This window comes from Pseudomonas sp. FG47, assembly GCF_057809115.1.
Map to the genome: position 1 here is coordinate 66,242 of NZ_JBMDJI010000001.1, position 17,563 is coordinate 83,804.

The 17,563-nt window shown below is 62.7% G+C and carries 18 protein-coding genes; 7 read left to right on the top strand and 11 right to left on the bottom strand.

Translation table 11 applies throughout. The features are described 5' to 3' along the window. The first annotated feature begins 89 nt into the window (after window positions 1-89). The gene (locus ACODS5_RS00310; protein ID WP_134689141.1) at window positions 90-497 is read left to right on the top strand and encodes an SMI1/KNR4 family protein; all 408 of its coding nucleotides are present in this window, start codon (window positions 90-92) and stop codon (window positions 495-497) included. A 170-nt stretch (window positions 498-667) separates the two neighbouring features. Here the strand turns inward: ACODS5_RS00310 and ACODS5_RS00315 are convergent, their stop codons facing one another. Next, complete coding sequence (locus ACODS5_RS00315) at window positions 668-2,425, bottom strand: cation:proton antiporter (protein ID WP_134689140.1); 1,758 nt, start codon at window positions 2,423-2,425, stop codon at window positions 668-670. 324 nt (window positions 2,426-2,749) lie between these two features. Here ACODS5_RS00315 and ACODS5_RS00320 point away from each other — a divergent pair, with 324 nt between their 5' ends. Beyond that, on the top strand, window positions 2,750-3,235 hold the full coding sequence (locus tag ACODS5_RS00320) for an acyl-CoA thioesterase (protein WP_023629682.1): 486 nt from the start codon (window positions 2,750-2,752) through the stop codon (window positions 3,233-3,235). Here the strand turns inward: ACODS5_RS00320 and pdxY are convergent. Beyond that, window positions 3,232-4,104, bottom strand: coding sequence for a pyridoxal kinase PdxY (gene pdxY / locus ACODS5_RS00325; protein WP_134689138.1), 873 nt, complete (start codon window positions 4,102-4,104; stop codon window positions 3,232-3,234). The genes ACODS5_RS00320 and pdxY overlap by 4 nt on opposite strands. A gap of 120 nt (window positions 4,105-4,224) precedes the next feature. Here pdxY and ACODS5_RS00330 point away from each other — a divergent pair, with 120 nt between their 5' ends. Next, complete coding sequence (locus ACODS5_RS00330; RefSeq protein ID WP_134689137.1) at window positions 4,225-4,617, top strand: DUF3301 domain-containing protein; 393 nt, start codon at window positions 4,225-4,227, stop codon at window positions 4,615-4,617. Here ACODS5_RS00330 and ACODS5_RS00335 read toward each other — a convergent pair whose 3' ends face one another. The 3 genes from ACODS5_RS00335 to zigA form a co-directional block, all read right to left on the bottom strand. After that, window positions 4,618-5,586, bottom strand: a complete 969-nt coding sequence (locus ACODS5_RS00335) for a CobW family GTP-binding protein (protein WP_489107640.1) — start codon at window positions 5,584-5,586, stop codon at window positions 4,618-4,620. Between the two features lie 69 nt (window positions 5,587-5,655). Further along, complete coding sequence (locus ACODS5_RS00340) at window positions 5,656-6,276, bottom strand: DUF1826 domain-containing protein (RefSeq protein ID WP_134689135.1); 621 nt, start codon at window positions 6,274-6,276, stop codon at window positions 5,656-5,658. Beyond that, the gene (zigA, locus tag ACODS5_RS00345; protein ID WP_134689134.1) at window positions 6,273-7,481 is read right to left on the bottom strand and encodes a zinc metallochaperone GTPase ZigA; all 1,209 of its coding nucleotides are present in this window, start codon (window positions 7,479-7,481) and stop codon (window positions 6,273-6,275) included. The genes ACODS5_RS00340 and zigA overlap by 4 nt, the downstream gene beginning before the upstream one ends. Before the next feature lie 109 nt (window positions 7,482-7,590). Here zigA and ACODS5_RS00350 point away from each other — a divergent pair, with 109 nt between their 5' ends. Beyond that, window positions 7,591-7,968: a glutamine synthetase gene (locus ACODS5_RS00350; protein ID WP_134689133.1), complete on the top strand. Its 378-nt coding sequence runs from the start codon at window positions 7,591-7,593 to the stop codon at window positions 7,966-7,968. Window positions 7,969-7,988: 20 nt separating this feature from the next. Beyond that, window positions 7,989-8,885 (top strand): GTP cyclohydrolase FolE2, encoded by an 897-nt coding sequence (gene folE2 / locus ACODS5_RS00355; RefSeq protein ID WP_489107641.1) that lies wholly within the window; start codon window positions 7,989-7,991, stop codon window positions 8,883-8,885. 5 nt (window positions 8,886-8,890) lie between these two features. Here folE2 and ACODS5_RS00360 read toward each other — a convergent pair whose 3' ends face one another. Further along, window positions 8,891-9,418, bottom strand: coding sequence for a DUF3617 domain-containing protein (locus ACODS5_RS00360; protein ID WP_134689131.1), 528 nt, complete (start codon window positions 9,416-9,418; stop codon window positions 8,891-8,893). A gap of 128 nt (window positions 9,419-9,546) precedes the next feature. Between ACODS5_RS00360 and cls the strand changes: the two genes are divergently transcribed. Then, on the top strand, window positions 9,547-10,986 hold the full coding sequence (gene cls, locus ACODS5_RS00365) for a cardiolipin synthase (RefSeq protein ID WP_489107642.1): 1,440 nt from the start codon (window positions 9,547-9,549) through the stop codon (window positions 10,984-10,986). A 3-nt stretch (window positions 10,987-10,989) separates the two neighbouring features. On the opposite strand, the gene cfaB is transcribed toward cls, so the two are convergent. Continuing rightward, window positions 10,990-12,174, bottom strand: a complete 1,185-nt coding sequence (cfaB, locus tag ACODS5_RS00370) for a C17 cyclopropane fatty acid synthase CfaB (RefSeq protein ID WP_489107643.1) — start codon at window positions 12,172-12,174, stop codon at window positions 10,990-10,992. Between the two features lie 212 nt (window positions 12,175-12,386). Here cfaB and lpdA point away from each other — a divergent pair, with 212 nt between their 5' ends. Further along, on the top strand, window positions 12,387-13,787 hold the full coding sequence (gene lpdA / locus ACODS5_RS00375) for a dihydrolipoyl dehydrogenase (protein WP_489107644.1): 1,401 nt from the start codon (window positions 12,387-12,389) through the stop codon (window positions 13,785-13,787). 145 nt (window positions 13,788-13,932) lie between these two features. Here the strand turns inward: lpdA and hcnC are convergent, their stop codons facing one another. The 4 genes from hcnC to ACODS5_RS00395 form a co-directional block, all read right to left on the bottom strand. Then, window positions 13,933-15,183: a cyanide-forming glycine dehydrogenase subunit HcnC gene (hcnC, locus tag ACODS5_RS00380; RefSeq protein WP_489107645.1), complete on the bottom strand. Its 1,251-nt coding sequence runs from the start codon at window positions 15,181-15,183 to the stop codon at window positions 13,933-13,935. Window positions 15,184-15,185: 2 nt separating this feature from the next. Further along, complete coding sequence (gene hcnB, locus ACODS5_RS00385; RefSeq protein WP_134689126.1) at window positions 15,186-16,580, bottom strand: cyanide-forming glycine dehydrogenase subunit HcnB; 1,395 nt, start codon at window positions 16,578-16,580, stop codon at window positions 15,186-15,188. Then, the gene (gene hcnA / locus ACODS5_RS00390; RefSeq protein WP_134689125.1) at window positions 16,577-16,891 is read right to left on the bottom strand and encodes a cyanide-forming glycine dehydrogenase subunit HcnA; all 315 of its coding nucleotides are present in this window, start codon (window positions 16,889-16,891) and stop codon (window positions 16,577-16,579) included. The genes hcnB and hcnA overlap by 4 nt, the downstream gene beginning before the upstream one ends. 134 nt (window positions 16,892-17,025) lie before the next feature. Further along, window positions 17,026-17,493: a hypothetical protein gene (locus ACODS5_RS00395; RefSeq protein WP_489107646.1), complete on the bottom strand. Its 468-nt coding sequence runs from the start codon at window positions 17,491-17,493 to the stop codon at window positions 17,026-17,028. Window positions 17,494-17,563 lie beyond the last annotated feature (70 nt).

A 17,563-nucleotide genomic window follows, 5' to 3' on the forward strand; every position in this document is an offset into this window, starting at 1 on the left:
CCGGGCCTGTCCCGGGGTTTTTGCTTTTGCCAGAGCGGCCTACTAGGGTATAACGCGCAGCGTTGTCATAAGGTCAGAGGATGTGAACCGTGGAAGAAGTGATCGAACAACTCCGTGAAGCCAACGAGCCGGTACCGGTGCCGCTGGAACTGCCGGACGAAGATCAACTGGTGGAGATCGAGGAACAGCTGTTCATCAACATCCCCTTCGTGTTCAAGGAATACCTGCTGACCGTCAGTGACGTGGTATACGGCAGCCTCGAGCCGGTGACCGTGACCGACCCGCAATCCCATACCTACCTGCCGGAGGTCGCAGCCAATGCCTGGGACGCCGGCGTGCCCCGCGACCTCATTCCGATCTGCCAGGACGGAGACGATTTCTACTGCGTCGAAGAGGACGGCACCGTGGTGCTGTGGTCTGGCGCAGAGGAGATCGTCACCGAGGAAAGCTGGGAATCGGTGTGGCATTGGGCGCGGGATGTCTGGCTGGAGAGCTGATCCTTGCGCCCCTGTGTAATGGCATGTCATGAACAGAATAAACACAGGAAAAATAATGGCTTATAGCCATTAAAGCGCCTACTATCGCCAGGCTTTCTGCGCCTGGCGACATCGCTACCGCTCCATCCCCTCGGACGACGGTGAAAACTCGCGCAGAAAGCGATTACCGCTCAGTGCGGCTCGCGGTTGTTTTCCAGGGTTTCCAGCAAGGCCACCTGCATGCGTGTATGCACGCGAATCAGCCAGCGCCACAGCAACGCCACCACCACCGCCGCCACCACCGCGATGACCAGCAACAGCTCGCTGGTCGGCAGGATGCTCGCTGACAAGGCCGACAGCAGCAGGAAGATCACCAGTAGCGACAACAGCGGAATCACCTCGGCAATCACCCGCCGGACCCGCTGGGTGTGCCGCCCGGCCATCTCCGGCTTGACCCCCATCTCTGCCAACAGCATCGACAGCGCCTTGAGCTTGCGATATGCGGCAATCAGGAACGGCAGCGACAGCAGCAACGCCGCGCCCCAGATCAGCGCCTTCTGCTGACCGGCATCAACGACCCACTCGCTGAGCCAGGCGCCGATCCGCCCGGCGAAGTAACCGCCACTGAAGAAGATCGCGATGACCAGCGCCAGGTTGACCCCCACCTGCAGCAAAATGCGCCGGATCATCGCCGCCAGCATGGCCCCTTCGCCCTGGGGCTGAATGCTGCGCAGCCACTCGCCATACAGCGACAGCACCCGCGCCAGGCGGCTGGGCACCACCTTGCCAAGCCTCAGCGACAACGGGTCGGCGGCGCGGATCAGGTAAGGCGTGAGCAAGGTAGTGATGGCCGACACCGCGACTGCCACCGGATAGAGGAAGTCACTGGTGACCTGCAAGGTCATGCCCAAGGCGGCAATGATGAAAGAGAACTCACCGATCTGCGAAAGGCCCATGCCCACCCGCAGCGACGTGCGTCCGTCGTTGCCGGCAATGAACGCGCCCAGCCCACACGAGAGCATCTTGCCCAGCACCACCGCCAGGGTGATCACCACGATTGGCCAGGCGTATTCGAGCAGGATCGAAGGGTCGATCATCAGGCCGATGGCAACGAAGAAAATTGCGCTGAACAGGTCGCGAACCGGTTCGATCAGGCGCTCGATCTTCAGCAACTGGCGCGACTCAGCCATGATCGCGCCAATCAGGAAGGCGCCCAGCACCATGCTGTACTCCAGCTTGACCACCAGCAGGCAGAAACCGAAGCACAGCCCCAGCACGGTGATCAGCAGCATCTCGTTGCTTTCGAACTTGGCCACGTAGGCCAGCAGCCGCGGTACCAACAGGATGCCAACGACCAGCGCGACGATCATGAACAGCGACAGCTTGCCCACCGTCGAGAACACCTCGCCGGAACTCACCGTGCCGCTGACCGCTATGCCCGACAACAGGGCGATGATGCCGATACCGAGGATGTCCTCGACGATCAGCACACCGAAGATCAGTTGGGCGAAGCGCTCGTTCTTCATCTTCAGGTCGTTGAGCGCCTTGACGATGATGGTGGTCGAGGAGATCGCCAGGATCGCGCCGAGGAACAGCGAGTCCATGGTGTTCCAGCCGAACCAGCGGCCGATCTCGAAACCGATCCAGATCATCAGGACGATTTCCAGGAAGGCGGCGATGAATGCCGTGGCGCCAACCTTGAACAACTTGCGCAGGCTGAATTCCAGGCCCAGGCAGAACATCAGGAAGATCACCCCCAGTTCGGCAAGGGTCTTGATGGTGTCTTCATCGTGGATCAAGCCGAATGGCGGCGTATGCGGGCCGATGATGAAGCCAGCGACGATGTAGCCCAGCACCACCGGCTGCTTGAGCCGGTGGAAGAGAATGGTGACCACCCCGGCGACCAGCATGATCACCGCCAGATCCTGGATGAAGCTGATGGCATGCATGGCGTGATACTCCTTGTAGGGTGCAGGGGGCGAACCGCTCCTCCCCTGGAAAAGCCCAGGGCGCGGAGCAGGCACATACTGATGTGATAGACGCATAAAGCCCACATTGCGTGGGCCCCGTCAGGTTAACATCGCGCCTTGCCGCAAAATGCCGATGCAATATGCAGAAACAGATCGGCAGATCCGACACCGCCGATGGCAAAATCAGCGTGACGATGGAGCGTCAGCCGACGTCCCGTACCAGGATGGGAAACCTCAAAAAGGGGAACAGAAGTGTCTGCAGATACCCGCCCCGATTCAGCGCAAATTCACCGTGAGCTCTCTATGGAACCTGGAAACGCCCAGCTGACCATGACCGTCCTGATGACACCGGACATGGCCAACTTCTCTGGCAACGTACACGGCGGCACCCTGCTCAAGTACCTCGACGAGGTCGCCTATGCTTGCGCCAGCCGCTATGCCGGCACCTATGTGGTGACCCTGTCGGTGGACCAGGTGATCTTCCGCGAGCCAGTGCATGTCGGTGAACTGGTCACCTTCCTGGCATCGGTCAACTACACCGGCAACACTTCGATGGAAGTGGGCATCAAGGTGGTCACCGAGAACATTCGCGAGCGCTCGGTACGCCACTCCAACAGCTGCTTCTTCACCATGGTCGCGGTGGACGACGATCGCCGTCCGGTGAAAGTGCCGCCGCGCCAACCGCAGAGCAGCGAAGAGAAGCGCCGCTTCCTCCAAGGCCAGCAGCGCCGGCAGATCCGCCAGGAGCTGGAACAGCGCTACCAGAACCTCAAGACCGATTCGATCTAGAAGTTCAGGCGCTGCGCCTCGAAGCGTACCCGTGGGTGGGCGATGCGATCCTGGGCCCGCACCAGCTGTAGTTCATAGCTGGCGCAGGCCTGGGTTTCCAGCAACACCTCATGCACGGCAGCGGCGGTGAACTCGAAGGCTTGCAGCCAGTTGTCGCCAAGCAGCACCCGGGCGAGGAACAACCCTGACGTCAGGTCGCCCACCCCTACCGGCTGACGCGGGAACGCCAACAGTGGCCGACGCAGATGCCAGCTGGCTTCGCGGGTCACCAGGAGCATCTCGAAGGCATCGTCCGCGCGCTGTGGATAATTCAGGTGCTTGACCAGCACAACCTGCGGCCCACGCTCCAACAACCCGCGCGCCATGCCCACGCAATCCTCCAGCGACTGCGCGCGACGGCCACAGAAACTGTCCAGCTCGAGCTGGTTGGGGCACAGGATATCGGCCTTGGCCACGGCCTGCTCGAGCAGGAACTCACTGACCTCGGCCGGCACGATGCAGCCTTTCTCGGCATGCCCCATGACCGGATCGCACAGGTACAGGGCCTTGGGGTTCACCGCCTTGATACGCTCGACACCGGCGAGGATCGCCCGGCCTTGCTCGGCGCTGCCCAGGTAACCCGACAGCACCGCGTCGCAGTGGCCCAGCTCGCCAATGTTGGAAATGCCTTCCACCAACGCTGGAATTTGCGCCGGGGCAAGCACTTCCCCCGACCACTGTCCATACTGAGTGTGGTTGGAGAACTGCACGGTATTGAGCGGCCAGACATTGACCCCGACCCGCTGCATGGGAAATACCGCAGCGCTGTTGCCAGCGTGTCCGAAGACCACATGGGACTGAATGGCGAGCAAGTGCGGCGTACGTTTCATGCAGGACAATTCCGAAACTGTGTGAATAAGTGTGCGGCCCGCAGTATGAACCCGATTGCCATCTGTACGACAGGCCAGAGACGCAGTTAAGCTGGATCGACCTGTCTGGAGCTTACGCAAATGCTGACCCTGGAAAACCTTTTCGTCCTGATGCTGGTGGCGACCGCAGGCGCCTGGCTGTGGCACAACCACGGGCTTCGCGAAAAGGCCCTGGCGCGGGTCAAGCAGCATTGCGCCAAGCTCGACCTGGAACTACTCGACGACGCCGTGGCGCTCAAGCGCATCGGCCTGGTCCGTGACGCCAATGGCCGCAAGCGCCTGGCGCGCATTTACAACTTCGAGTTCACCGTCACCGGCGAACAGCGCCACCCCGGCACCGTCACCCAGTTCGGTGCCCACACCATGCAGATCGAACTGGCGCCCTACCCCTTCGAGATCAAGACCCCGCCTCGCACCGACAATGTCATCGAGATGCAGCAGTGGCGCCAGGAGCATAACCGCTGGCGCAACTGATCAGTGGTCCAGGCGACAGGCCTCGATCGCAGCGTGCAGGGCCTGCAACGGTTGCGGCCGGGCGAAGATCAGCTCGATCCGCGAGTCGTTGCACCATTCGCTCGCACGCCAGTCCAGTGCGCCCCTCTCCAGGCCGTTGAACGACATCCACCCAGCCGCGCTGTGGATAACCCCTTTGGCCCGGCGCCACGGCCATTGTTCAAGGACCCGGCCCAATACCGTCTCATCGAAGCGCTGACTGGGGTGCCAGCGCCAGCCGATGCTCCAGCCGCCATCACCTTGCTGGTCCTGGCGGATCGGCTGGCGAGGGTCTGCCCACAAGGCAGGTAACGGCGCCGTGCCGTTGTCCACAGGCAAAGTGGCCGGCGCTACCGAAGCTTGCGCCAGCGATGCTGGCAACTCCTCGAGGGAAAGCGCACCAAACTCGGCCCAGATGGCCGGCACCTCGGGCAACTGGGCAGTTATCAACAAGCGTGTGGGCTCATCCACAGCATCCGCCTTGTTGATAACCAGCAGCCCCGCCCGCTCCAGCGCCTGTTGCTGGGCAGGCGGCAAAACCTCCCCACGCGCCAGCGCCGCGCCATCCAGCACCATCAGTAGCGGCTGTACCGCCAGTACCCCGGTCCATGGCGCCTGGCCCAGTTGTTCCAACAGTTGTAGCGGATGGCCAAGGCCGGATGGCTCTATCAACAACCGATCGGGGCGAGCCTGGCGCAGCAGGCGGGCCAGGCCGACCTGAAATGGCGCGCCATTGACGCAGCACAGGCAACCGCCGGCTACCTCGCCAATGGCGATACCGGCGTCGTCACGACTGAGCAAGGCGGCGTCCAGGCCGATCTGACCGAACTCGTTTACCAGCACTGCCCAGCGCTCGTTCGCCGGGCGCTGGTCGAGCAGGTGATGGACCAGGCTGGTCTTGCCAGCGCCCAGGGGGCCGGCGATCACATGGGTGGGGATGTTACGCAGCATGATTGGCTATCGGCGAAGAAGATTGCGTCAGTCTAACCTGTGCCAGGGTGGCTGGTCCCACGATGGCACTCACGCCAGCCAATCCAGGCTTAACAACAAGCGCCGCTCACCCGCAGGCGTCGGTGGCGAACGGTGGATAAGCCCACCACCCTCATTGCCCAGCCAACGCTCCCCTTTGAGCAGCGCCACCTCTCCCGCTACCAGCCGCTGAATGTTATCCACAGGCGGCGGCTCGAACTGCAACCGCGACCGATCCAACCGCCCCTCCTCCAGCCACTCGCTGCCGGCCCCGGCGTATGTGCTCAACAACCGCAACGGCACATGATCCACGTGAAAACGCGGGCACATGGCGCCCTCCAGCACCCGCAAACGCAAACCGATACGACGCGCCCCGAGCAAGCAGGTAAAGGCCTCGACCAGCCACACCACATCGGCGACGAACCCCTCATAGCCATGCAGGTCCGAGGCCTCCTTGAGCAGCCCCGGCAAAACCGGCACCTGCTGTTCGTTCACCTCGACCACCCGCTCATCGGCCAGCAACTGGCCCTGGCTCAGCAGCAGCCCGGCAAAGTCCTCCACCTGGGCCGGCAGGCGGCGCTGCCAAGTGGCCAGATTGACGTCATCGGCGAGGATCTCGGTCAGTACCCGCGGCGAATCCGCGAACACCTGACGGCGGTCCACAAGGCTCATGCCGCCGCTTCCTCATGCCAGGCACCGAACGGGTCCGCCAGGCGCAGCCAGCCCATCGGCCCCAGTTCCATTTCTTCATCGGTCAGCAGGCAAGCCTCCAGCTCTGTGGATAACTGCGCAAAATCGATGTTCTGCCCAATGAACACCAGTTCCTGCCGGCAATCGCCGGATTCCACCGTCCACTGCTTGAGGATCGCCGCGGTATTCTCTTCATCCTGCGGCCATTGTTCGCGTGGCACGAACCGCCACCAGCGCCCGGCCAGACCATGGCGCATCATGCCGCCGGCCTGGGACCAACTGCCGGCCTCCTGGAACTTGCTGGCCAGCCAGAAGAAGCCCTTGGAACGCAGCAACCGCCCATTGCTCCACGGTCTGTGGATAAAGTCGAAGAAACGCTGCGGATGGAACGGCCGGCGTGCCTGCCAGGTGGTCGCGGCGATGCCGTACTCCTCGGTTTCGGGCACATGCTCGCCGCGCAGTTCCTGCAACCAGCCTGGCGCCTGGGCCGCCTGGTCGAAGTCGAACAGCCCGGTGTCGAGGATCCGTGACAACGCCACCTGGCCCATCACCATCGGCACGATCTGCGCCCGGGCATTGAGGCTGCGCAAAATGGCAAGCAACTCCTCGCGCTCGGCCTGGCTGATCAGGTCGATCTTGCTCAGCAGCAGCACATCGGCGAACTCGACCTGTTCGATCAACAGGTCGCTGATCGAACGTTCGTCTTCCTCACCCAAGGTTTCCCCGCGGCTGGCGAGGCTGTCGGCGGCCTGGTAGTCGCGCAGGAAATTGAGGCCATCAACCACCGTGACCATGGTGTCCAGCCGCGCCATGTCGCTCAGGCTACGGCCCTGCTCGTCACGGAAGGTGAAGGTTTCGGCCACCGGCAGCGGCTCGGAGATGCCGGTCGACTCGATCAGCAGGTAGTCGAAGCGACCTTCACCGGCCAAGCGGGCCACTTCTTCCAGCAGGTCTTCACGCAAGGTGCAGCAGATGCAACCGTTGCTCATCTCCACCAGTTTCTCTTCGGCGCGGTTAAGGCTGACGTTGCGCTGCACCTCGCTGGCGTCGATGTTGATTTCGCTCATGTCGTTGACGATCACCGCGACACGCAGGTCGTCGCGGTTGCGCAGCACATGGTTGAGCAGCGTGCTCTTGCCGGCGCCAAGGAAGCCGGACAGCACGGTGACAGGAAGACGGTTGGGCATGACGGACCTCATCGGGCAGGCGCATTCGAAGCGATGCATTGCATAATGTTATATTATAACAATACAATTTCGCCAAGCCGTGTTGCCGAACGGTCGACTGGAGAGCGTCATGAAACTACCTGGCATCGTCGCCATGCTATTGCTCGCATTGCCCCTGCAACTCCCCGCCATGCCTCGCAGTGACCTGGCTTTGTGCACACGCAGCGCCACCCTGCTCGCCTGCCAGGACAGCAAGGGCAACTACTACAGCGTGCGCACCGAAGGCAGCACTTTCTACCTGCGCGGCTATGAAGCGGCGAGCAAACGCCTCTGGGCGCAAACCAACAGCCGTTATGGCGGCCTGACCTTTTTCAGCGGACTGGCCAGTGATGGTGAAGCCTGGGTCGGTTATAGCCAACGCATCGGCTGGACCACACGCAATCGAGTCTCCAGTTCCAGCGGCGAGCGTTTCAACCTGCATTGCAGCCTCATCGGCGGTTGCCGTTGAACCACCCACAGGATGCTTCCATGACCACCCTTACCCTCCCCGATATCGCCGCCCAGAACAGCCAGCAAACCCTGGCTCTGGACTGGGTCGGCATGTGCGGCATCGCCCTGCCGCTGTTGATCGATGGGCGCAACGTGACAGCCTACGCCGATGCTGGCGTAAGCCTCGACGATGGCGCTTCGCGGGGCATACATATGTCACGGCTGTACCTGGCCTTGGAGGCGCTTGAACACCAAGCACTGGCAGCGCAACGGTTGCGCGACATTCTCGACCAGTTTCTGGCCAGCCACGCCGGCCTGTCGCACAGGGCCTACCTGCGCCTGACCTTCGATCATCTGCTCAAGCGACCGGCGCTGGTCAGCCCCCTGTCCGGCTGGAAACGCTACCCGGTGAGCCTGGATGCCCGTTTGGAAAATGGAATGTTCCACGTGGAACTATCTGTGCACATTCCCTATTCCTCGACCTGCCCTTGCTCGGCGGCGCTGGCCAGGCAACTGATTCAGGCGCAGTTCGACAAAGACTTTGCCGATCAGCCGTTGAATCGGGACGAGGTTCGCCGGTGGCTTGGCAGCAGTAACGGAATTGTCGCCACGCCCCATAGCCAGCGAAGCCTGGCCAAGTTGCAGGTGCGACTTGCCGAGGACGATATCAGGCTCGCGGAGCTGATCGACCACGCCGAGGCGGCACTGGGTACTGCGGTGCAGACAGCGGTAAAGCGCGCCGATGAACAAGCCTTCGCCCTGGCCAACGGCCAGAACCTGATGTTCTGCGAGGATGCCGCGCGGCGCCTGCACCAGGCGCTGCGTCAACTGAAGTGGGTGCGGGGGTTCAGCGTGCGCGTGGAACATGCAGAGAGCCTGCATGCCCACGATGCGGTGGCCGAGAGTCGTTATGCCTGGCTCGATGGCTCGGCATAGGCCGCTCAACTTCGAGGTTTGACGCCCCCGCAGTCATTGCCCAACCACACGGCCCGGGTGTCCATGCTGCCCTGCTGCTGCACACCGGACGCATTGAAGGTGCCATTGACCTTGGTCAGGAACTCACGATCACTGAGGAAAGTAGCCTGGCCTTGACCCTGGGCTTTCGGGCAACTGAACTGGAATTTCCAGACATTGCCCGTGCGCTCGGTGATCTTCTGCGTGCAGCCCGACTGCGGGTCCTGTAACGGAATGTCATCGGTCTTGACCTGCTCCGGGGTCAGGCAGGAGCGCACACCCTTGCCGCCCACGGTGATGCCCTGCTTGGCCAATGCCCCTTCCATCATCGCCCGTTGCTCAGGTGGCAGGTTCTTCAACTGCCCGAGCATGAAAGCCATGTCCGGCAGTGGCTTGCCATCGACCTGCATGTTGCTGGTGGTCAACTCCCACAAGCCAGGTTGCAGCATCTGCGCGTGAACCAGCGGGCTGCCCAGGCCGAACATCAGGGCAAGCAATGGCAGGCGAATCTTCATGGGTCAAAGCTCCAAAAAATACCGGCTCTGGCCGGACTAGCCGTTAGACGCCGAAATCGCCTGCAGGTTGCAGGCGACCCCTGGAACGTGGTCTGTTAGCGGCAGTGCTCACGGCAAGCAGGATGCGTATGGATTACCACAGCCCCTACTTCTTCGGTTACGTGCTCGGCCTGATTCACCTGCTCGGCATCGCCGCCGCGCTGCACGCGGTGTTCACCGTGCGCACCGCCCAGGGTGCTATCGCCTGGGCCATGTCCTTGCTGTTCATTCCCTACTTCACCCTGATCCCCTACCTGGTGTTCGGCGCCCGTTCCTTCTATGCCTACATCCAGGCGCGGCGTCAGGCCAACCAGGAAATGCACGTGGCCATGGCCAACCTGAACTGGCGGCCCTGGGTGGAGGAAGCACTCACCGCCCGCGAGTCGGACAGCTACGCGGCCCTGCGCGCGATGCCCAAGCTGGGCCGCATGCCGTGCCTGGCCAACAACGAGGTGAAGTTGCTGATCGACGGCGAGGCCACCTTCGAGGCGATCTTCTCGGCGATCCGCGCCGCCCGCGATACCGTGCTAGTGCAGTTCTTCATCATCCACGACGACGCCCTGGGCCGGGAGTTGCAACAACTGCTGCTGAGCAAGGCTGCCGAAGGCGTGCGGGTGTTCGTGCTATATGACCGGGTCGGCAGCCATGCCCTGCCGGCCAGCTACAGCCAGGCGCTGCGCGATGGTGGTGTACAGATCCAGGCCTTCGCCACGCGCCGGGGCTTGTTCAATCGCTTCCAGGTCAACTTCCGCAACCACCGCAAGATCGTGGTGGTCGATGGCCTGCTGGGTTTCCTCGGTGGCCACAATGTCGGCGACGAGTATCTCGGCGCCCACGCAAAGCTGTCGCCATGGCGCGACACCCATGTGCAAATCAGCGGCCCGGTGCTGGCCTGCCTGCAAGAATCGTTCGCCGAGGACTGGTACTGGGCCACGCGCCAGCTGCCACCGTTGATCCTGCCAGACACCTACCCCGAGGACGGCGTGCTGTGCCAGGCCCTGGCCAGTGGCCCGGCCGACCCCCAGGAAACCTGCGCGCTGTTCTTCCTCGAGGCGATCCATTCGGCCAGCCGACGGGTATGGATCACCAGCCCCTATTTCATCCCTGACGAGGCGATTTTCGCCGCCCTGCGCCTGGCGGTGCTGCGCGGCGTGGATGTACGCATCCTGATCCCCTCGCGCCCCGACCACCGCATCGTCTACGCCGCCTCCAGCCTGTTCGCCTTCGAAGCAGTCCGTGCCGGGGTGCGCATGTTCAGGTATCAACCGGGCTTCCTGCACCAGAAGGTGGTACTGGTGGACGACGAAATCAGCGCCATCGGCAGCGCCAACCTGGACAACCGCTCGTTCCGCCTGAATTTCGAGATCACCCTGCTGACCGTGGACCGCGCCTTCGCCGATCAGGTCGAGCAGATGCTGGAGCGGGATTTCGAGCTGGCCAGGGAGATCACCGCAGAGGACAGCCGCGACACGCACCGCCTGCAACAACTGGGAATGCGCATCGCACGGCTGATTTCACCGATTCTGTAACGGCTAGCGGTAGAGGTCCTCACGGGTCCACGGCAGGTCGTGGTGGCCGTCGGCGTAAGGTTTCACGGCGAGGATCTGGTGCAGGTTGATCCAGCCCTTGGTGAAGGCGTAGGCGCAACCTGCCAGGTACAGGCGCCAGATACGCAAGGTCTTTTCCGGCACTAGCGCGGCGGCGCGATGCAGCTGGTTCTCCAAGTTCTCGCTCCAATGGTTGAGGGTCTTGGCGTAGTGCAGCCGCAGGCTTTCGACGTCGACCACCTCCAGGCCCGCCTCACAAATCCGTGCAGTGATCATCGAGATATGCGGCAGCTCGCCATGGGGGAACACATAGCGGTCGATGAAGTCGCCCGCGCCGCGGCCGACAGGGCGGCCATCGACATGCTTGGCAGTGATGCCATGGTTCATCACCAAGCCGCCTTCGCGCACGGCACCGAACAGCCGTTTGCAGTACAACTCGAGATTGGCGTGGCCGACATGTTCGAACATGCCGACGCTGACCACTTTGTCGAAGCGGCCATCCTGGGGCAGGTCGCGGTAGTCGAGGATCTGCAGCTCGACCTTGTCACCCAGGCCTTCGTCCTGGACCCGTTGACGACCAAGCTTCAGCTGCTCTTTGCTCAAGGTGATGCCGAATACCTTGGCGCCGTACTCACGAGCGGCGAAGCGCGCCAGCCCGCCCCAGCCACAACCGACATCCAGCAGGTAATCGCCAGCCTGCAGGCGCAGCTTGCGGCACAGGTGGTCGAACTTGTCTTGCTGAGCCTGGGCCAGGGTGTTGTCCGGCTCCTTGAAATAGGCACAGGAATAGACCATGTCCGGATCGAGCCACAGTTGGTAGAACTCGTTGGACAGGTCGTAGTGATAGGAAATGGCTTCGGCATCGGTGGCCTTGTCATGGGCAGTGCGTGCCGGCACTGCCTCGTCTTCATCTTGAAGCAAGGCATCGCTGAGCTCGTCACAAACCCGGATGACTTCGCCGATATCGCCTTCCAGCTCCAGCTTGCCCTCGACGAAGGCTGATCCCAGCTCGTTGAGATTGGGGTGGGTAAGCTGGGTAATGAGTTGTGGTTCCTTGACCACGATGGTGACTTGCGGGCTCGGCCCCAGATCGAACTGGTTGCCGTCCCACAGCTTGACGCGCAAAGGTAAGTGCAAGCTCTGCAACGCAGGTGGAAGTTGCGCAAGCATTCATGACCCTCCCTTTCATTGAAACCGGACGCCGCAGCTTAATTTTCGGACGCCACCGGATCAGGGTAGTTCATTCGTAGGAAGTTTCCGTTAATCGCGACCATGGTCTAGCGCCCGATGCAACGCCGCGCACAACAGATTGTATACAATCTGGCTTGCGCAGATTAACCTTGTGGCCCTCTTCGCTTCCTCACACTCTCGGAGTAAAACCCATGAAATCCTATGACGTGGTGATCATCGGCGGCGGCCCCGGCGGCTACAACGCGGCGATTCGCGCCGGCCAGCTGGGCCTGAGCGTGGCCTGCGTCGAGGGGCGCTCGACCCTCGGCGGTACCTGCCTGAACGTCGGTTGCATGCCGTCCAAGGCATTGCTGCACGCTTCCGAGCTGTATGAGGCCGCCAGCGGCGACGAGTTCGCCCACCTGGGGATCGAGGTCAAGCCGACCCTCAACCTCAGCCAGATGATGAAGCAGAAAGACGAAAGCGTGACTGGCCTGACCAAGGGCATCGAATACCTGTTCCGCAAGAACAAGGTTGACTGGATCAAGGGCTGGGGCCGCCTGGACGGGGTTGGCAAGGTGATCGTCAAGGCCGAGGATGGCAGCGAAACCACCTTGCAGGCCAACGACATCGTCATCGCCACTGGCTCGGAACCTACGCCGCTGCCTGGCGTGACCATCGACAACCAGCGCATCATCGACTCCACCGGTGCCCTGTCGCTGCCCCAGGTGCCCAAGCACCTGATCGTCATCGGTGCCGGGGTGATCGGCCTGGAGCTGGGTTCGGTATGGCGTCGCCTGGGTGCCGAAGTCACGGTGATCGAGTATCTGGACCGTATCTGCCCTGGCACCGACGAAGAAACCGCCAAGACCCTGCAGAAAGCCCTGGCCAAGCAAGGCATGACCTTCAAGCTCGGCAGCAAGGTGACCCAGGCCACGGCCGCGGCCGACGGCGTCACACTGACCCTGGAACCCGCCGCCGGTGGTACCGCCGAAACCCTGCAGGCCGACTACGTGCTGGTAGCCATCGGCCGCCGCCCCTACACCCAGGGCCTGAACCTGGAAAGCGCCGGGCTGGAAACCGACAAGCGCGGCATGCTCGCCAACGACCATCACCGCAGCGCGGTGCCGGGCATCTGGGTGATCGGCGACGTCACCTCCGGCCCGATGCTGGCACACAAGGCCGAAGACGAAGCGGTGTCGTGCATCGAGCGCATCGCCGGCAAGGCCCATGAGGTCAACTACAACCTCATCCCGGGCGTCATCTATACCCGCCCGGAACTGGCCAGCGTCGGCAAGACCGAAGAGCAGCTCAAGGCCGAAGGCCGTGCCTACAAGGTCGGCAAGTTCCCCTTCAGCGCCAACAGCCGGGCGAAGATCAACCACGAGACCGAAGGCTTCGCCAAGGTCATCGCCGATGCCACGACCGATGAAGTGCTGGGCGTGCACCTGGTCGGTCCGAGCGTGAGCGAGATGATCGGCGAGTTCTGCGTGGCCATGGAGTTCTCGGCCTCGGCCGAAGACATCGCCCTCACCTGCCACCCGCACCCGACCCGCTCCGAGGCCTTGCGCCAGGCAGCGATGAATGTGGATGGCAAGGCGATGCAGATCTGATCCAAGGTCTCGCACTGCGGTGTAGGAGCCGGCCTTGCCGGCGAACACCGGCGCAGCCGGTGGCCATCTACTACCGTGGTGCTTGTTTCGCCAGCAAGGCCGGTCCCTATCGGATGGATAGGCGTCGACCTTGCTAGCGGCCCCGTCAGCCGTGGGCTTGCTGTTTACCCACAGCCTCACGGAAGCGCGACGCCAGGAACGGCGTGATATCCAGCGGCAACGCCTCATTGTGGACAACTTTATCGAGCAACACCCCGGTAATTGCCGAGGTGAGGATGCCGGTACGGAAATGTCCACAGGCGTTGAAATACCCTTGAATATTATCCACAGGCCCGAGAATCGGCAGCTCGTCCGGTGACCCAGGCCGCAGACCGGCCCAGGTGCGCTTGAGGTTCACCTGCGCCAGCTGTGGCACGCAGCGGATCGCCCCCTGCACCAACCCGTTGATCTCCGGGAAGGTGTTGGTGACATCGAAGCCCTTCTCCTCGGTGGTACTGCCGATCAGGATCTCACCGTTGTCCTTCTGCGCCATGTAGCAATCGCTGGTGGTGATGCAGCCATCGAGCAGCTTGGGCAAGCGCTCGGTCAGCACGATCTGGCCTTTCACCGGTTTTACCGGGATGCTCTCCCCGGTCGCCCATTCGCTCAGTTCCGCCGCCCAGGCGCCAGCGGCATTGATCAGTGTCTGGCAGTGGAACTCGCCGGCCTCGGCGGTGCGCACGCCTTTGATCCGCGGCCCCTCATGCAGCACGCCGGTGATGTTCACGTTGGGATAGAGGTCGACACCGTTCTGCCGCGCCGCCTCCATGTAGGCATCGCCCAGGCGGAACGGGCTGACCTGGTGATCGCAGAGGAACTCCAGCGCGCCGTTGGCCTTGAGGGTCACCGCCGACTCCGACGCGCGCAACGCATCACGGTCGAGCCAGCGCACCTGGTCGGCCAGGTGCGGGATCTGCTTGACGATATGCTCGGCGTACAGCTGGTCCTCTTCGTCCTGGATGATGTACTTGAGGCCGGTGCGCTCGAACTTGAAGTCCATGCCGTGGCGCTCTATCAGCTCCTGGTGCAGCTGTGGATAAATCGCGTTGGACTGCAAGGCGAAGTCGAAGAAGCATTCCGGCAGGATGTGCGGGGTGCTCGAGTCGACCACCACCGCCGCGCCGTTGGCCTCGCGCTTGTTGCGCGAAGACATCATGCGAAAGAAGATCACTCCGCAACCCAGCCCCACCGATTCGCCGATCGCCCACAGCCCGCCGGCCGAGGCTCGGGTGGCATTGCCCGGGCGCTTGCAGTCGATCAGGGCGATCTTCAGGTTGCCGCGCTTGGACAGTTGGTAGGCGCAGGACGCGCCGATCACGCCACCGCCGGCAATGATGATGTCGTAGGTCTTGTTCATGCTCAGGCCTCCGTGCCCAGTTGTTCGAATGCGGAAAACGGAATCGGGTCGACCGGGAAACGCGGACGCAGCCAACCCACATCCTTGCGCCCGGTGCTGCTGCGCAGGCGATCGCTGCAGTAGCCGACGCACATGCGGCCCTGGCAGTCGCCCATGCTCACCCGAGTGCGCATCTTCAGGCTGGCCATGTCCTCGACGCCCTGCTCCAGGGCCAGGTCGATCTGCTCACGGGTGACGTGCTCGCACCGGCAGATCACCGTGTCGGCTTGCGGCAGCTCGACCTGCGCGGCGCCGCGGGCGGTGTAGCGCTCCACCCCGGAGCGGAAGCGCTTGATCGCCGCCAGCTTGCCCAGGTAGCGCTCACGCAATTCGATGGCCTGCTCGGCATCGAGCTTGCCCATTTGCTGGAGCATCGACACCGCGGCGATTCGCCCGGTGAGCATCGCCGCCTCGCCCCCGCGAATCCCGGCCATGTCGCCAGCCAGGTGGATGTTCGGCCGGCTGCTCTGCTGCCAGACGTTGCACTCGGCACGCAGGTAGCCGTCTTCGCTGAAGCCATGTTCCAGGCCCAACTGCTGGCTGAGCTGGGTTCGCGGAATGAAGCCGTAGCCGACCGCCAGGGTACGCACCTGCTCACGCTGGACGCGGGACATGTCCGGTTTCCAGTCCTGGGTGTAGGGCGCGACGCTGACCTCTTGCAGTTCATCCTCGCCAGTGGCGCCCACCACGCCCCAGCCGTAGTGCATGGGGATGCCGTTGAGCTTCATGTAGGCAAGCATGCTCAGGCCATCGAGGAACAGCTGCGGCTTGTTCATCAGCGCCAGGCTTTCCTTGGCGATACGGTTGAACGAGCAGGCTTCGTACACCCCCGCGACCTTGGCGCCAGCGGCGTGCAACTGGCAGGCCACCAACGGCAGCAGCGGCCCGGTACCGGCGATCAAGGTGCTGCCCAGCGGCTTGACCACGCCGCTCTTGATCTGCAGCTGCAGGCCACCGAGCAGGATCACCCCAGGCAGGGTCCAGCCGGGGAACGGCACGTTGCGCTCGTGGCAACCGGCGGCCAGCAGCAGGTGCGAGTATTCGATCTCGTGCAGGCGCTCGTCGGCGTCGAGCACCATCAGGCGCTGATCGTCACCACCGACCACCCGGTGGTTCAAACGCAGGTCGACATGCGCGGCACTCGCCGCGAAATCTTCGTGCAGTTTATTCAGTGCCTTGGTGTAGCGTGGCCCGAGGTAGCCCAGGTCGACACCGGCGCGCAGCGGGCCGCGATAGACCACGCCACCGGGACGGGAAGCCTCGTCGAACAGCAGGCAGTCCACACCATGGTCGGCCAACTCGATGGCCGCGCCCATGCCGGCCGAACCACCGCCAACGATCACTGGACGAAGGCTCATGAATGGGCCTCCTCTTGCACGCGGTTCACCTCGGTCTCGATACGCATGCCGGGCCGCACCACGGTCTGGCAGGCGCGCCGCTTGGGGCGGCCATCGATCTGGACCAGGCAGCAATGGCAGACGCCCATGCCACAGTAGGCACCGCTAAGCTGGCCGTGATCATTGCGCGCCACCTGGCGCAGGCCAACGGCGTTGAGCACGCTGAGTACGGTTTCGCCGGCACTGGCGACCGCGGGCAGGCCATTGACCAGGAGGGTCATTTCATTGCCTTCCAATGGCTGGATATCGTGCTTTCGTTGCAGCGTCTGCATTTCCTGTCGTCCTTGATGACTGATGGGTCGGGGGACGTTAGGGCAAACACCGGGGGAAAACATTGATCCATGCCTGATACGGCGTACAGAATTTTCCTAGAACGACGAGCTTGCGATGAACATCACGGCGCTCGTCAGTTCGCGCAGGCTAGCTTGTCAGGCTGCAACTCGACGTGGAACAACTCGCCTCCTTCGTCCCCGACATAGAGATGTTTCTGGCGGAACTTGAACCTGTGCATCGCTTCGAGCATTTTCGGCTCCTTGCAGGCCAGTTGTTCCAGTTGCTGGCCGGCTCGCTCCTGCATCTTCGCACGGCGTTCCCACGGCAGCTTGGCGCTCAGTCCGACCCGATATACATAGAGGAACGTATCCCCCCAAACGAACTCGACCCGCTCAAGCTGGGTAACTGCATCGATCTGCCTGGGCAGCGTGCTGTTCACCTGCAACACCTGTTCTATCCATTGCGACTGCTGCTTGGCTCGTTGTTCCTCGGCCTCGAGCGCGAAATAGCGTCCGACCACCATGATTACCAGCGTCGCGCCTATCGACAGGTAGAATTTGCGCAGGCTACGCGGCCTTTTTGGCGCCAGTTTCATCAACATCTTTATTGCTCATCCTGAGAAAGAAAAACCCCCGGCTGACCGGGGGTTGTGATTTATACGGCACAACCAC

Excerpts from the sequence above, each read along its gene's own strand:
- ACODS5_RS00330 (WP_134689137.1), top strand. The coding sequence starts at position 4,225 with ATGCTGACCCTGGAAAACCTTTTCGTCCTGATGCTGGTGGCGACCGCA.
- hcnB (WP_134689126.1), bottom strand. The coding sequence starts at position 16,580 with ATGAGCCTTCGTCCAGTGATCGTTGGCGGTGGTTCGGCCGGCATGGGC.
- ACODS5_RS00315 (WP_134689140.1), bottom strand. The coding sequence starts at position 2,425 with ATGCATGCCATCAGCTTCATCCAGGATCTGGCGGTGATCATGCTGGTC.
- ACODS5_RS00350 (WP_134689133.1), top strand. The coding sequence starts at position 7,591 with ATGAAACTACCTGGCATCGTCGCCATGCTATTGCTCGCATTGCCCCTG.
- ACODS5_RS00320 (WP_023629682.1), top strand. The coding sequence starts at position 2,750 with ATGGAACCTGGAAACGCCCAGCTGACCATGACCGTCCTGATGACACCG.
- ACODS5_RS00395 (WP_489107646.1), bottom strand. The coding sequence starts at position 17,493 with ATGTTGATGAAACTGGCGCCAAAAAGGCCGCGTAGCCTGCGCAAATTC.
- ACODS5_RS00340 (WP_134689135.1), bottom strand. The coding sequence starts at position 6,276 with ATGAGCCTTGTGGACCGCCGTCAGGTGTTCGCGGATTCGCCGCGGGTA.
- cls (WP_489107642.1), top strand. The coding sequence starts at position 9,547 with ATGGATTACCACAGCCCCTACTTCTTCGGTTACGTGCTCGGCCTGATT.
- ACODS5_RS00335 (WP_489107640.1), bottom strand. The coding sequence starts at position 5,586 with ATGCTGCGTAACATCCCCACCCATGTGATCGCCGGCCCCCTGGGCGCT.
- ACODS5_RS00360 (WP_134689131.1), bottom strand. The coding sequence starts at position 9,418 with ATGAAGATTCGCCTGCCATTGCTTGCCCTGATGTTCGGCCTGGGCAGC.
- hcnC (WP_489107645.1), bottom strand. The coding sequence starts at position 15,183 with ATGAACAAGACCTACGACATCATCATTGCCGGCGGTGGCGTGATCGGC.
- folE2 (WP_489107641.1), top strand. The coding sequence starts at position 7,989 with ATGACCACCCTTACCCTCCCCGATATCGCCGCCCAGAACAGCCAGCAA.
- cfaB (WP_489107643.1), bottom strand. The coding sequence starts at position 12,174 with ATGCTTGCGCAACTTCCACCTGCGTTGCAGAGCTTGCACTTACCTTTG.
- pdxY (WP_134689138.1), bottom strand. The coding sequence starts at position 4,104 with ATGAAACGTACGCCGCACTTGCTCGCCATTCAGTCCCATGTGGTCTTC.
- hcnA (WP_134689125.1), bottom strand. The coding sequence starts at position 16,891 with ATGCAGACGCTGCAACGAAAGCACGATATCCAGCCATTGGAAGGCAAT.
- zigA (WP_134689134.1), bottom strand. The coding sequence starts at position 7,481 with ATGCCCAACCGTCTTCCTGTCACCGTGCTGTCCGGCTTCCTTGGCGCC.
- lpdA (WP_489107644.1), top strand. The coding sequence starts at position 12,387 with ATGAAATCCTATGACGTGGTGATCATCGGCGGCGGCCCCGGCGGCTAC.